This is a genomic window from Bacteroides clarus, from assembly GCF_015555825.1.
GTDB lineage: Bacteria > Bacteroidota > Bacteroidia > Bacteroidales > Bacteroidaceae > Bacteroides > Bacteroides clarus.
This window is the reverse complement of record NZ_JADNLF010000010.1, coordinates 65156-79543: the sequence shown is the minus strand read 5'-3', so window position 1 is coordinate 79543 and position 14388 is coordinate 65156. Positions and strand designations below refer to the sequence as shown.

Here is a 14388-nt window from a genome sequence, read left to right as displayed (position 1 = left end):
GAATGAAAATTATGAAGAAAGCAGTGTTCCTTGCGTGCCTCTGCTGCACGCTCTTCTCTTGCAGCAATGTGGAGAAAAAAGCAGGCGAGAAACTTCGGGCAGCCCGCGAAGCGTTTCAACGCGGAGATTACAGCGAAGCGAAGATACAGATTGACAGCATCAAGATACTCTATCCGAAAGCTTTTGAAACACGGCGCGAGGGTATCGGGCTTATGCAACAGGTGGAGCTGAAAGAGCAGGAGAAAACACTTGTCTACCTCGACAGCATGCTCCAAGACAAGCAAAAAGAAGTGGACGCCCTCAAAAAGAATTATACTTTCGAGAAAGACGCCGAATATCAACGGACAGGCAATTACCTGCATCCCTCGCAAGTGATAGAAAAGAACCTGCACCGCTCTTACCTGCGTTTCCAAGTAGATGAAACAGGGGTTATGAGCATGACTTCCATCTATTGCGGTCCGCACAACATTCATCACTTAGCCGTAAAAGTTACCGCGCCCGACGGCAGCTTTGCCGAAACTCCGGCTTCCAAAGACAGCTATGAAACGACCGATTTGGGAGAGAAGATAGAAAAAGCGGATTATAAGTTGGGAGAAGACGGCAATGTAATCGCTTTCCTCAACCTGAACAAAGACAAGAACATACGTGTCAACTATCTTGGCGAACGCTCCTATGCCACTGTCATGACACCGAACGACCGCAAGGCGGTGGCGGCTGTTTATGAACTGGCGCAGTTACTGTCTTCCATTACGGAAATCAAGAGAGAGATGAAAGAAGCCAACCTGAAGATTGAGTTCGTGAAACGCAAGATACAGGAAAGAGCAAGCAAAGATATAAAATAACGCTTCGAGCATAGTTGATGACAGCCCGTTACGCAAAACACAGTGAAGCGTCTACTCCCCGCTCATAAAGAGAGCAGATGCTTCACTGCGTTCCGCCCCCTCTCTTATAAATGAGGATTCGCATTCGTCTCCTTTTCCGGAATGGCATATAGATAATACACACTGTTCGGTACAAACTTCGTTCCGTCGGGGAAGGAAGTAAACCAATGGCCTTCGGGATTATATTCTTTATAAGTATCGCCTTGCTGCCAGCAATCGTATTTCCGCTCCGCTTCCTCTTTCGTCAACGGTACACGCTCTACGAAACGTTGCGTACGAAGAATATCGGTAATGCCGAATCCCTCACCCCACAGTTCGCGCCGGCGTTCCAGCAAAATATCATCGATAAGCCGGTCTTGCGTCTTCCCCGTCAGGTCATAGCCGGCAAGTCCGCGGGCATTGCGTAATGTGTTCAACGGTTTCACGGCGTCTTCCAACCGTCCCTCGCGAGCCAGCGCTTCCGCCGCTATCAGATACATCTCGGCGGAACGCATCACGACAATATCACCGGTCTGGTCGGCGCGGATACGGAACTTGCGATAACCCAAATAACCTTCACGCATCCACTGGAACAAATCCAGACGAATATCCCCCGCTTCAAAAGTGTCCTTGAAGTGCGGGTCGGCCATGAAGCTGTTATATGCGTCGGGCGTCACCACATCGATATAATAGAAATTATAGCTGGCATCGGACTGGCTTACGGACTGAGGATGTCCCCACATCCACTCGGTATTGGATATATCGTTAAAGCCCATATACGTTTTGGAGTCCGTCATCAAAGCATATCCATCGGCAGCCTCAAGAGCAGCCCCGGCGGCTTCGTCCCATTGTCCGGTAAGCAAATACGCACGTGCCAGCAATCCGTTGACGACGCTTGAATCCGGTTTGAACTTGGAATTGTCGTCCGGACGGACATACCCTTCAAGAAGCTCCTTGGCCTTATTCAAGTCTTTGAATATCTGCGTATATATCTCTTCCAGGGTAGCCTTCCCTTTAGGCTCTGTCGTAGAGGCGGTAGGCTCCGTATAAAGCGGAACAGCCGGCGCGGCAGGGTCTTTCAGGTAAGTAAACTGGTAGTGCTGAGCCAGATGCAGATAACAGAAAGCCCGCAAAGCATAGGCTTGCCCCTGTGAATGACGGAAATCGGCCGTATCATCGTCACCGGTGGCGGTAATGGAAATGGCCGTATTGCAATTGTCTATGGTTTTGTACATCAGATACCAGGCAAATGCGGTACGGTTGTTGGCAGGCATCCCCACATCGTTAAACTGATAGGACGAGTTGAAGCCATACATCGGACGCGACACCACATCGTCCGCCATCATATCGTCCTGCAGCATCAGGGCGCGATAACCGATATTGGCATAGGTGCTGCTGTACTCGAACAGGTTATACCACGCGCCGTTAAATATCCGACCGGCATTGGAAGGTACGGGGACGATACCCGAATCTACGGCGTCCGTAGGTTTGTTATCGAGAAAATCTCCGCCGCACGAAGACAGGACGGATAATAATCCCAGTGTAAAGACTGTTATATTTTTAATTGAAGTATTCATGTGAACAAGTGATTTAGAATGAAACATTAAGTCCGCCCGAAATGGAACGCATGGCAGGATAACGGTAATAAGTCAGTCCTGTAATACCCTGTTCCGGGTCCATTCCCTGATTCTTGGAGAAAGTCAGCAGATTGTCCGCCTGCACAAAGAGCTGCAGACTGCTGAGGCTGATTTTCTTTATCAACGGTTGCGGGAAGTTATAAGACAGCGTAATGTTCTTCATCCGCAGGTACGAGTTGTTGAACAGGTTACGGGTAGAGTTGGAGTTCCAGTTATTGGACACCGTTTTCAAGGCCGGCACGTCCGTATCACGGTTCTCCGGTGTCCAACGTTTCAGTATCTCGGTAGACCAGGCGCGTCCGGGATTGCTTCCATTGCTCCACAGCATCGTAACGTCACGGTCTACGATATAGCCGCCTATACTGTACGCGAAGATGGCGGACAACTCAAAGCCTTTGTATGAGAACGCCGTATTGAAACCGCCGTAAACCTTGGGAAGCGAGGACTTATCCACGTAATAATAATCCGCCTGGGCGTAATCGTTGGTAGTAGTGCGCCCGGTAACATTACCCTGCGCGTCCTTTACATTCCTGTACCACAACGGATCACCGTTATCAGGGTCTACCCCTGCCCATTCGCGCAGATAGAAATCGTAAACCGAACGTCCCTCTTTCAAACGGGTAACCCCGGTAACAGGCATGTCTTTCAACGGTAGGTCGGTCACGACATTCTTGTAGTGCGTAAGGTTGACGCCCATGCGCCACATAAAATCACGGGTGTGTATGAGCGTTCCTTTAAGGTCTATCTCAAAGCCCGTATTCTTCAATGCGCCTATATTCTCATCCATCGAGGTATAACCCAGGGAAGTTGCCAAAGGACGGGAATACAGCAGGTCTTTGGAACGGCGCTGGAAGAAATCGAACGAACCGGAGAAACGGTTGTCGAACAATGAGAAATCAATGCCTACATTGAGGTTGAGATTAGTCTCCCATTTCAAGGCGGGCGTTGCAAGGCGGTCGGACACCAAAGCGTTCTCACCCGCTTGCGAAACGATGGAATACAGCCCACTGCTGGCATAGTAAGTACCCAGATTGTCATTGCCTTGCGCTCCGTAGCTGGCCTTTAAGGTCAGGGCGGAGAGCCAGTCGGTGGCGCTCTGCATGAATTCTTCGCGGTCTATGCGCCACGAAGCTCCCAATGACCAGAAGTTTCCCCAGCGTGTGCCCGGCGCGAAACGCGAAGAACCGTCGCGACGGTAGGAAGCGGAGAAGAAATACTTGCTCCGGTAGTCGTACCGGGTATTAATAAGATAGCCCAACAGTGAATAGTCAATGCGATACCCCGTACCTGCGGTTACAAGCGAACCGACGGCCAACTCCGGCATATCGGGCACAGCCATGTTGCTGCGTGCGGCCTGTAACACATCATAACGGTAAGAGTAAGCCTCTTGTCCGGCAAGGATATTGAAATGATGCTCGCCGACAGTCTTATCGTAAGTCACAATATTATTCCATGTCCAGGAGAAAGTGCGGGTATATTCGCGGCTTGCTCCGCCACCCGTATTGACCGCAGGACCAATCTTGGGGTTGGTATAATCCAGCGTATTGTAATCTATCAGGTCGAAGTTGAAGCTGGTCTTGAAATTCAATCCTTCCAGGAAAGTGACCTCAAGGAAGGTACGTCCGGAGAACTCATCCCGCATACGCTCGGATTTATCATTGGGCAAGGTTGCGGGCAGGTTCCAGTTGGCCGTGGCTCCTGACGGCCGATAGGAACCGAAATCGTAAATCCGCTTTCCTTCCGAGTCGAGCTTGTATGTGCCGTCGGCGTTCATCTCGTACACAGGGTAGAAATCGGGCATTAAACGTCCGGCGTTGATGACATTGCTTGTCTTGGTATCGGACGACACCGGATAGTTCTGTATGGAGTGGGCGTAGCTCATGTTCACGCCGCCACGCAACCAACCGGTTATCTCGCTCGAGATATTGGAACGCAGGTTGAAACGTTGGTAACCGGATTCAAGGGCAATACCCTTGTCATTCAGATAACCGGCCGAAAAATAGTACTGATTGGTCTTTCCGCCTCCGGAAACATTCAATCCGATTTCCGTACGCAACGCCTGTTGCTCCATTTCTTTCTGCCAGTCCACATTCCAAAGCGGAGTGGCTCCGGCAAGCAGCTTGCCGTCCGTGCCCACCGGTTGCGGATAGTTGGGGCCATAAGGGTTAGGTCCACCGCCCATCAACTTGCCCACCAGGTCTTTAGAGGCCTGTGCGGCTGCGGTCTGCGGAGTATATTTATCCGTGTTCAGAGCATATTGGTTGCGCAATGCTTCCCAATAGAGCTCAAAGTACTGATCGGTACCGACACGGTCGTAATCGCGGATAGCCCGGCTGGAGCCGCCGAAGCTGGCATTGACGCTGACCGTGGTTTTCGAGTCGGTCTGTCCCTGCTTGGTGGTTATGATGATGACACCGTTGGCCCCACGCGAACCGTAGAGGGCTGCCGAAGCGGCGTCTTTCAAAACCGTCAACGAGGCTATATCTTCCGGATTAATGGAGTTGATGCTGCCGTCGAAAGGTACGCCGTCCACCACATAAAGCGGAGCGCTCGAAGCATTGATAGAGCCGATGCCGCGAATACGTATTTCCGCATCCGTACCCGGCTGGCCGCTGGGCGCGCTTGCCTGAAGTCCGGACACCGTTCCCTCGAGCGCACGCGACACGTTGGATACCTGCATCTTGGCTATTTCGCTCCCCTTGACCGTGGAAGCCGCTCCCGTGAAGCTATACTTCTTGGCAGTGGCGTAAGCCACCACCATTACCTCATCCAGTTGTTCACTATCCGGAATCAGTTCCGCATTAATGACCGAACGCCCATTGACTTTTTGTTCGGTGGTTTTCAGCCCGATGAAGCTAAAGACCAGTGTAGCGTCCACCGGTACGGTAAGGGTATATTTTCCATCGACGTCGGTTACCGTTCCGTTGTGAGTTCCTTTCACCAATACCGATGCTCCCGGCAAAGGTTCCCCTTCCGACATCACAACGCCCGATACACGGATATCGCCGCCCGGAGCGGCATATAACGTCACCACGAAGAGTATAAACAGTGAGGTTAAGAAAAAGCGCAGTTTACTATTCATTCCGTTAAAGTTTGGTTAGACTTCATTAACAGAAGAAAATAAACTTTGTTCAGCTATGCCTATTTTTTTTCACTCCCGCTATCCGCGTCGTATACGCTTGTTAATTCAATTAAGAGGATTCCGTCCCTTTCCTGTCGGGAGCCTACCACTTCAGCCTGGGCAGGAAACTGCTCAGACAGTCGCGCAATGCCTGCAACGTAATAGGCTTTACCAATACTTCCGAAGCGCCGCTTTTGATGGCGTTTTCACGGTCGGCGGAGAACGCGTAAGCCGTCTGCATGATGATAGGTAATGTTCCGCCTTCCTCACGTATAAGCCGCGTAGCTTCCAATCCGTTCATAATAGGCATCTTGATGTCCATCAGTATCGCATCCGTTTTGTCACGATTCTCGTGAAACAAAGAGACGATCTCCTCACCGTTCTTCGCCCACATTATCTCACACCTTTTTCCTATAATAGCTTTTATTAATTTAAAATTACTATCATCATCTTCCGCGACGAGAATGAGCGGGCGGTAATCTACTGATTGATTTCCGATTTCCATGACCTATATTATTGTTTGTCCGAGACAAAGATATAAAAAATAATATATTTGCATTATCTTTGCGCCTTATTTTTAAAAATGACATAATGATTTCTATTGACGGACTCGCCGTAGAATTTGGCGGCACAACCTTATTCAGTGACATATCTTTCGTAATCAACGAAAAAGACCGTATCGCCCTCATGGGCAAAAACGGAGCCGGAAAAAGTACGCTGTTAAAGATACTTGCCGGGGTGCGGCAACCTACCCGCGGTAAAATTTCCGCTCCCAAAGATTGCGTCATCGCCTATCTTCCCCAGCACCTGATGACAGAGGACGGACGCACCGTTTTTCAGGAAACCGCGCAGGCCTTTGCCCACCTGCATGAAATGGAAGCCGAAATAGACCGTATGAACAAAGAGCTGGAAACCCGTACCGACTACGAAAGCGACAGCTACATGGAACTTATCGAGCAGGTGTCCGCCCTAAGCGAGAAATTCTACGCCATCGACGCCACCAATTACGAAGAGGACGTTGAAAAGGCATTGCTCGGCCTCGGATTCACAAGAGAGGACTTCAACCGCCAGACCAGCGACTTCAGCGGCGGCTGGCGCATGCGTATCGAACTCGCCAAACTACTGTTGCAGAAGCCGGACGTGCTCCTGCTGGACGAGCCGACCAACCACCTGGACATCGAGTCCATCCAATGGCTGGAAGACTTCCTTATCAACAACGGGAAAGCCGTTATCGTCATCAGCCACGACCGCAAATTCGTGGATAACATCACGACCCGCACCATTGAGGTAACCATGGGACGCATCTACGATTACAAAGTAAACTACTCCAAATACCTGGAACTCCGCAAAGAACGCCGCGAACAGCAGCAAAAGGCTTATGACGAGCAACAGAAGTTCATCGCCGAAACCAAAGAATTCATCGAGCGTTTCAAAGGGACCTATTCCAAAACCCTGCAAGTGCAAAGCCGTGTCAAGATGTTGGAGAAACTGGTACTGCTGGAAGTAGATGAAGAAGATACCTCGGCCTTGCGGCTGAAGTTCCCGCCCTCTCCGCGTTCCGGCAATTATCCGGTCATTATGGAGAATGTAGGAAAGACATACGGAGAGCACGTCGTGTTCAAAAATGCCAACCTCACCATAGAGAGAGGCGACAAAGTGGCTTTCGTAGGCAAGAACGGCGAAGGTAAATCCACGCTGGTAAAGTGCATCATGGGAGAACTGGAACACGAAGGAACGCTTACCATCGGTCATAATGTACAGATAGGTTATTTCGCCCAAAACCAGGCATCCTTGCTGGATGAGAACCTGACCGTATTCCAAACCATCGACGACGTGGCCAAAGGCGAAATACGCAACAAGATACGCGACTTGCTGGGAGCTTTCATGTTCGGCGGTCCGGAAGAGTCCATGAAGAAAGTAAAAGTGCTGTCCGGCGGCGAACGTACACGACTGGCCATGATTAAGCTGCTGCTGGAGCCCGTAAACTTGTTGATTCTGGATGAGCCTACCAACCACCTGGACATGAAAACCAAAGATATTCTGAAACAGGCTCTCATGGATTTCGACGGCACTCTGATACTCGTAAGCCACGACCGTGACTTCCTGGACGGGCTGGTGAGCAAAGTTTATGAGTTCGGCAACAAACGGGTAACCGAGCATTTGAGCGGTATCTATGAATTCCTTGAAAAGAAGAAAATGGATTCGCTTCGCGAACTGGAACGGTAAACTTTCATTAACTAACTTCCCGCAACAAATAAATTGCTCCTGTTGTTTCATTTCCATAAATCCTTAACTACGAATTAAATGAAACAATATGACGCTATCATCATAGGGTTCGGCAAAGGCGGGAAACTGCTGGCAGCCGAACTTGCCAACCGTAACTGGAAAGTGGCAATCATTGAACGTTCCCCGCAGATGTACGGGGGGACATGTGTAAACGCAGGGTGCATTCCCACCAAGACGCTTATTCACGAATCGGAACAGGCCGAACGGCTCTACCGGGACGATTACAGCAATCAGGCCAAGTACTATGCGCTCGCCGTCGGGCGGAAAAACAAGCTCGTGTCATTCTTGCGGGACAAGAATTACGAACATATAAAAGCCCATCCCAACATTACCTTGTATGACGGTACGGCATCCTTTGCGTCCAACGATACGGTAAAGGTCGTTTCCCGGGATAAAAAGGAAATTCTCCTCAAAGGGAAAGAAGTCTTTATCAATACCGGGTCTACCCCTATCCTGCCCGATGTGGAAGGCATCAACGGAAGTAAGCATGTGTTCACCAGCGAAACGCTGCTCCGGCAGAGCAAGCTTCCCCATCGCCTGCTCATTCTCGGCGCCGGAGCCATCGGAATGGAACTCGCCACGATGTACGCGGGCTTTGGAAGCCAAGTCACGCTATTGGAATCGGGCAGCCGCTTCATGCCCAAATCAGACCGGGACATTGCGGAATCCATGCTGGAATCTCTGAAAAGGAAAGGCATCGAGATACGTTTGAACGCCTATGCCCTGTCCGTATACGATACCGCCGACGGCGTGACACTGACCTATACGGACAATGCCGACGGTACTCCCTACTTTTTGGAAGGAGACGCCCTGCTGCTTGCCACCGGGCGCAGGCCGATGACCGACGAGCTCAATCTGCACGCGGCCGGCATACGCACCGACGCTCAGGGAGCCGTCATTGTCAACGGGCATCTTCAAACTTCTTCCCCGCACATATGGGCCATGGGAGACGTAAGAGGCGGCGCTTTGTACGACTATTTATCCATCGATGACTTCCGCGTTATCGCCAACCAATTGTTCGGCAACAAGAAGCGAAATACCGATGACAGGGTTCCGGTGCCCTATGTAATTTTTACAGACCCGCCGCTGGCGCATATCGGCCTGACCGAAGAAGAAGCCGTGAAACGCGGTTATTCGCTCCAAGTGTCCCGGCTGCCTGCCGCCGCCATACCGCGCGCCCGTACATTGCAGCACATAGACGGTATGATGAAAGCCATCGTCAACGCGCATACGGGACGCATAATAGGCTGTACCCTGTTTTGCGTCGATGCGCCCGAAGTCATCAATCTGGTATCGCTGACCATGAAGAACGACCTGCATTACAGCGCCCTGCGTGATTTCATCTTTACGCATCCCAGCATGAGCGAAGGATTAAATGACTTATTCAAGGCTTTTTAGCATCTTGCGTTTGGCAGTTAAATGATTAACTTCTATCTTTGCGGCCAATCAAAGAGAGAAGAATGAAAACGAAAAGGTACATCGCATATTTCCTGTTCTTCATCAGCATGATTATGCTGATAGTACCTGTCATTCCCCATCATCACCACGAAGACGGCGCAATCTGTATGAAAAACGACCTGCCGTCCGACGGATGCTGTCATCATCAGGGTCCTTGCAACGAGCATTGTTGCTGCGACACTGGCTGCATGACCACTCATTTCTACCAACAGACGCCCAGTTCGGACAACAGCAACTTACAGCCCTGTTTCGTGTGGGTACATACTTTATTTTCCGAACCGTTGCTCAAACTCCTGACTTTACCCGAAGAAACAGGTATCAGGCAAGAGTTCGTCTACTTGGAATCTCTTCATGGCACGTTCATTACACGTGCCACAGGGCTTCGCGCGCCACCTTTTGTTCTTGCCTGACCGACAGCCGCCGAAAGCGGCCATGCTGCCGGCACCGGAATGTATGCAACTTGGTTGCACCGTCCATTCCCTAATTTTGCAATCCGAAACAAGTTAAGAACAAAAACAATTATCATGAAGAAGTTTATATTCATGGGAGTTATAGGATTATTCCTGTTAGGCTCCTGTAACAGCAAGTCCGGTGAAGGACATAATCACGAAACGGAAGAACACGCTCATGCGGGGCATGACCACGAAGGGCACGACCATGCGAACGAAGGCGCCGGCCATAAGCATGACGACGGACATGACCACGGTGCGGAAGCCGCCGCCGCGCACAGTGACGAAATCATATTGCCGCCGGCCAAAGCGCAGGCTGCCGGAGTAGAGGCGGACATCATCGAGCCGGGCGTATTCAATCAGGTAATAAAAACCAGCGGTCAGGTAATGGCCGCGCAAGGCGATGAAAGCGTTGCCGTAGCTACGGTGGCGGGCGTAGTTTCGTTCCATGGCAAAGTAGTAGAAGGTATGAGCGTGAGCAAAGGCACGCCGCTCGTAGTGCTCTCATCCAAAAACATGGCAGACGGAGACCCCGTACAAAGAGCACGCATCGCTTACGAAACAGCCAGGAAAGAGTACGAACGGATGAAAGAGCTTCTCCCCAATAAAATCGTTTCGGAGAAAGACTTCGCCCAAGCTCGACAGGCGTATGAGAACGCCCGTATCAGCTACGAGGCCGTTGCCAAGAACCATTCGGCTCAGGGACAGGCCGTGCCTTCTCCTATCAACGGGTATGTGAAAAATCTGTTAGTAAAGGAAGGCGACTATGTCACCGTAGGCCAGCCGCTCGTAAGCATCACTCAAAACCGCAGACTGTTCCTGCGCGCCGATGTTTCGGAGAAGTATTATCCTTATCTCCGCACCATCGGTTCCGCCAACTTCCGTACTCCTTACAACAATAAGGTATATACACTGAAGGACTTGAACGGCCGCCTGCTTTCTTACGGAAAGGCATCGGGCGACAACGGCTACTATGTGCCCGTTACCTTTGAATTCGATAACAAAGGAGATGTCATTCCCGGTTCTTTTGTCGAAATATTCCTGCTCTCCTCTCCTATGGAGAACGTTATTTCACTCCCCCATACAGCTCTGACCGAAGAACAAGGCAGCTTCTTCGTATATCTGCAAGTGGATGAGGAAGGATACAAAAAGCAACTCGTCACTCTCGGAGCCGATAACGGCGAGAAGGTGCAAATCCTTTCCGGCGTCAAAGCAGGTGACAAAGTCGTGACCCAGGGCGCTTATCAGGTGAAACTTGCAGGCGCTACCAACGCAATTCCGGCGCACAGCCACGAACACTAATTCGGTGATGAGTTATTAGTTATAAGCTATTTGCTGATAAAAACGCGTAACTTGATAACTTGATAACTCATAGCTCACAACTCATAACTAAAGAAATCATGCTAAACAAGATTATACATTTCTCTCTTCAGAACCGCATACTGGTGCTGGTGGCGTCGGTACTGCTGCTGATTGGCGGTACGTATACCGCAATGCATACGGAAGTGGATGTGTTCCCCGACTTGAATGCGCCGACCGTGGTTATCATGACCGAAGCCAACGGCATGGCGGCCGAGGAAGTGGAACAACTGGTTACTTTTCCTGTGGAAACAGCCGTAAACGGCGCTACGGGAGTACGTCGCGTACGTTCTTCGTCCACCAACGGCTTCTCCGTCGTATGGGTTGAATTCGATTGGGAAACGGACGTTTACCTGGCACGCCAGATTGTAAGCGAGAAGCTGGCGGTTGTCAGCGAATCCCTTCCCTCTAACGTAGGCAAGCCGACCCTCGGCCCGCAATCGTCTATCTTAGGCGAGATGCTGATTGTGGGACTGACCGCCGACTCGACTTCCATGCTCGACCTGCGCACCATAGCCGACTGGACTATCCGCCCGCGCCTTCTTTCTACCGGCGGCGTGGCGCAAGTGGCCGTGCTGGGTGGCGATATTAAAGAATACCAGATACAACTCGACCCGGAACGAATGCGTCATTACGGCGTAACCCTTACCGAAGTGATGAACGTTACGCGCGAGATGAATCTGAATGCCAACGGCGGGGTACTTTATGAATACGGAAACGAATACATCGTACGCGGGGTAATCTCCACCGACCGGGTAGAACAACTGGCAAAAGCCGTAGTCAAGCTGCAGGACGGCGGTGCACAGACCGCAACCGCCAACGCCCGGCCTTTGGCCGCCGCTTCTCCCGTATTACTGGAAGACATAGCGGATGTACGTATCGGAGCCAAGCTTCCGAAACTGGGTACGGCTTCCGAACGCGGCAAACCCGCCGTACTGCTGACCGTGACCAAGCAACCCGCCACAAGCACTCTGGAACTGACCGACAAGTTGGAAACATCCCTGAAAGACTTGCAGAAGAACCTGCCGTCCGATGTGAAGGTCAGCACCGACATTTTCAGACAAAGCCGCTTTATAGAAAGTTCCATCGGTAACGTACAGAAATCACTGTTTGAAGGCGGTATCTTCGTCGTTATCGTCCTGTTCCTGTTCCTTGCCAATGTACGGACTACCGTAATCTCGCTGGTGACGCTTCCCTTGTCACTGATAGCTTCGCTGCTGGCGTTGCACTATATGGGATTCACCATCAACACAATGAGCCTCGGCGGTATGGCTATCGCCATCGGCTCGCTGGTAGATGACGCCATTGTCGATGTGGAGAACGTGTACAAGCGATTGCGGGAAAACCGGCTGAAACCGGAAGCGGAACGCCTGTCGATACTGGAAGTCGTGTTCAACGCTTCCAAAGAAGTACGCATGCCTATCCTGAACTCCACGCTTATCATTGTGGTAAGTTTCGTTCCGTTATTCTTCCTGAGCGGCATGGAAGGCCGGATGCTCGCACCTCTGGGTATCGCGTTCATCGTGGCGCTGGCTGCTTCCACGGTCGTGGCGCTGACAGTGACGCCTGTACTGTGTTCCTATCTGCTGGGAAGAGAAAAGATAAAAGATGAAAAACGTTCCACCGGTGACTCGCCGGTAGCGCGCAAAATGAAAGAATGGTACGGCACGGCTCTTACCTTTGTGCTGGGGCATAAGAAGAGCGTATTGGGCGGAACCATCGGCCTGTTTGTGGTGGCGCTTGCCTGCTTCTTCACATTGGGACGTTCGTTCCTGCCGCCGTTTAATGAAGGTTCGTTCACAATCAACATATCGTCCCTGCCGGGTATCTCGCTGGAAGAAAGTGACAAGATAGGACATCGTGCCGAAGAGCTGCTGCTTTCCATCCCCGAAATACAGACCGTAGCCCGTAAAACCGGACGTGCCGAACTGGACGAGCATGCCTTAGGCGTGAATGTCTCCGAAATAGAAGCTCCGTTCGAACTGAAAGACCGTTCGCGCAGCGAGCTGGTGGCCGACGTGCGCGAAAAGCTGGGCACGATTGTGGGCGCCAATGTAGAAATCGGGCAACCTATCAGCCACCGTATCGACGCCATGCTGTCCGGTACGAAAGCCAACATAGCCATCAAGCTGTTCGGCGACGATTTGAACCGTATGTTCTCTTTGGGTAATGAAATCAAGAACACCATTCAGGACATTCCCGGCATTGCCGACCTGAACGTGGAACAACAGATCGAACGTCCGCAGCTCATCATCGCTCCCAAGCGGGAAGTGCTTGCCAAATATGGCATTTCCTTGCCGGAGTTCTCGGAGTTTGTCAATGTATGCCTTGCCGGTGAGTCCGTATCCCAGGTATATGAGAAAGGAAAAAGCTTCGACCTGACCGTACGCGTAAAGGACGACTTGCGGGATGAAATGGAAAAGATACGCAACCTGATGATTGATACCGGCAACGGACAGAAAATACCGCTGAACTATGTAGCGGAAGTCCGCTCGGCAATGGGTCCGAACACCATCAGCCGCGAGAACGTGAAACGGAAAATCGTAATCTCCGCCAACGTGGCCGACCGTGACCTGCGCAGCGTGGTAAACGACATACAGGAACGTGTGGACGCCTCGGTGAAACTGCCGGAAGGTTATCACATCGAATACGGCGGTCAGTTTGAAAGCGAACAGGCCGCAAGCCGCACGCTGGCTTTAACTTCATTCATGTCCATCGTGGTGATATTCCTGCTGCTGTATCATGAGTTCCGTAGCGTAAAGGAAAGTGCGATTATCCTTATCAACCTGCCTTTGGCATTGATTGGCGGTGTATTCGCCCTGCTCATCACAACGGGTGAAGTCAGCATTCCCGCCATCATCGGCTTTATCTCGCTATTCGGTATCGCCACCCGAAACGGTATGCTGCTGATAAGCCATTACAACCATTTGCAACAGGAAGAAGGGTACGGAGTGTACGACAGCGTGATACGCGGTTCGTTGGACAGATTAAATCCGATCCTGATGACCGCCCTGTCCAGTGCGCTTGCATTGATTCCGTTGGCACTCAGCGGCGACCTGCCCGGCAACGAGATACAAAGCCCCATGGCAAAAGTTATTCTGGGCGGATTGCTGACTTCCACTTTCCTGAACGGTTTCATTATTCCGATTGTTTATCTGATGATGCACAAGAAACCGGCAATTACAGGTGGACACGATAACGAGTAAATAACTTAATAA

9 protein-coding genes are annotated in these 14388 nt (G+C 51.1%); 6 read left to right on the top strand and 3 right to left on the bottom strand.

Translation table 11 applies throughout. The features are described from left to right. The first annotated feature begins 11 nt into the window (after window positions 1-11). Window positions 12-842 (top strand): outer membrane protein assembly factor BamD, encoded by an 831-nt coding sequence (locus I2F54_RS11860; protein WP_195501314.1) that lies wholly within the window; start codon window positions 12-14, stop codon window positions 840-842. 104 nt (window positions 843-946) lie between these two features. Here I2F54_RS11860 and I2F54_RS11855 read toward each other — a convergent pair whose 3' ends face one another. From I2F54_RS11855 to I2F54_RS11845, 3 genes are all read right to left on the bottom strand, one after another. Continuing rightward, window positions 947-2437: a RagB/SusD family nutrient uptake outer membrane protein gene (locus tag I2F54_RS11855; protein ID WP_195501313.1), complete on the bottom strand. Its 1491-nt coding sequence runs from the start codon at window positions 2435-2437 to the stop codon at window positions 947-949. A 13-nt stretch (window positions 2438-2450) separates the two neighbouring features. After that, window positions 2451-5579 (bottom strand): SusC/RagA family TonB-linked outer membrane protein, encoded by a 3129-nt coding sequence (locus I2F54_RS11850; protein ID WP_195501312.1) that lies wholly within the window; start codon window positions 5577-5579, stop codon window positions 2451-2453. A 142-nt stretch (window positions 5580-5721) separates the two neighbouring features. After that, the gene (locus tag I2F54_RS11845) at window positions 5722-6123 is read right to left on the bottom strand and encodes a response regulator (protein ID WP_009123217.1); all 402 of its coding nucleotides are present in this window, start codon (window positions 6121-6123) and stop codon (window positions 5722-5724) included. Between the two features lie 86 nt (window positions 6124-6209). Between I2F54_RS11845 and I2F54_RS11840 the strand changes: the two genes are divergently transcribed. From I2F54_RS11840 to I2F54_RS11820, 5 genes are all read left to right on the top strand, one after another. Continuing rightward, complete coding sequence (locus tag I2F54_RS11840; RefSeq protein WP_022218983.1) at window positions 6210-7844, top strand: ABC-F family ATP-binding cassette domain-containing protein; 1635 nt, start codon at window positions 6210-6212, stop codon at window positions 7842-7844. Between the two features lie 78 nt (window positions 7845-7922). Next, window positions 7923-9302: an FAD-dependent oxidoreductase gene (locus tag I2F54_RS11835; protein ID WP_195501311.1), complete on the top strand. Its 1380-nt coding sequence runs from the start codon at window positions 7923-7925 to the stop codon at window positions 9300-9302. A 62-nt stretch (window positions 9303-9364) separates the two neighbouring features. Next, window positions 9365-9772: a DUF6769 family protein gene (locus I2F54_RS11830; RefSeq protein WP_039951117.1), complete on the top strand. Its 408-nt coding sequence runs from the start codon at window positions 9365-9367 to the stop codon at window positions 9770-9772. Window positions 9773-9886: 114 nt separating this feature from the next. Next, complete coding sequence (locus tag I2F54_RS11825) at window positions 9887-11113, top strand: efflux RND transporter periplasmic adaptor subunit (RefSeq protein ID WP_118046287.1); 1227 nt, start codon at window positions 9887-9889, stop codon at window positions 11111-11113. Window positions 11114-11211: 98 nt separating this feature from the next. After that, on the top strand, window positions 11212-14376 hold the full coding sequence (locus I2F54_RS11820) for an efflux RND transporter permease subunit (protein ID WP_195501310.1): 3165 nt from the start codon (window positions 11212-11214) through the stop codon (window positions 14374-14376). The last annotated feature ends 12 nt before the right edge of the window (window positions 14377-14388 follow it).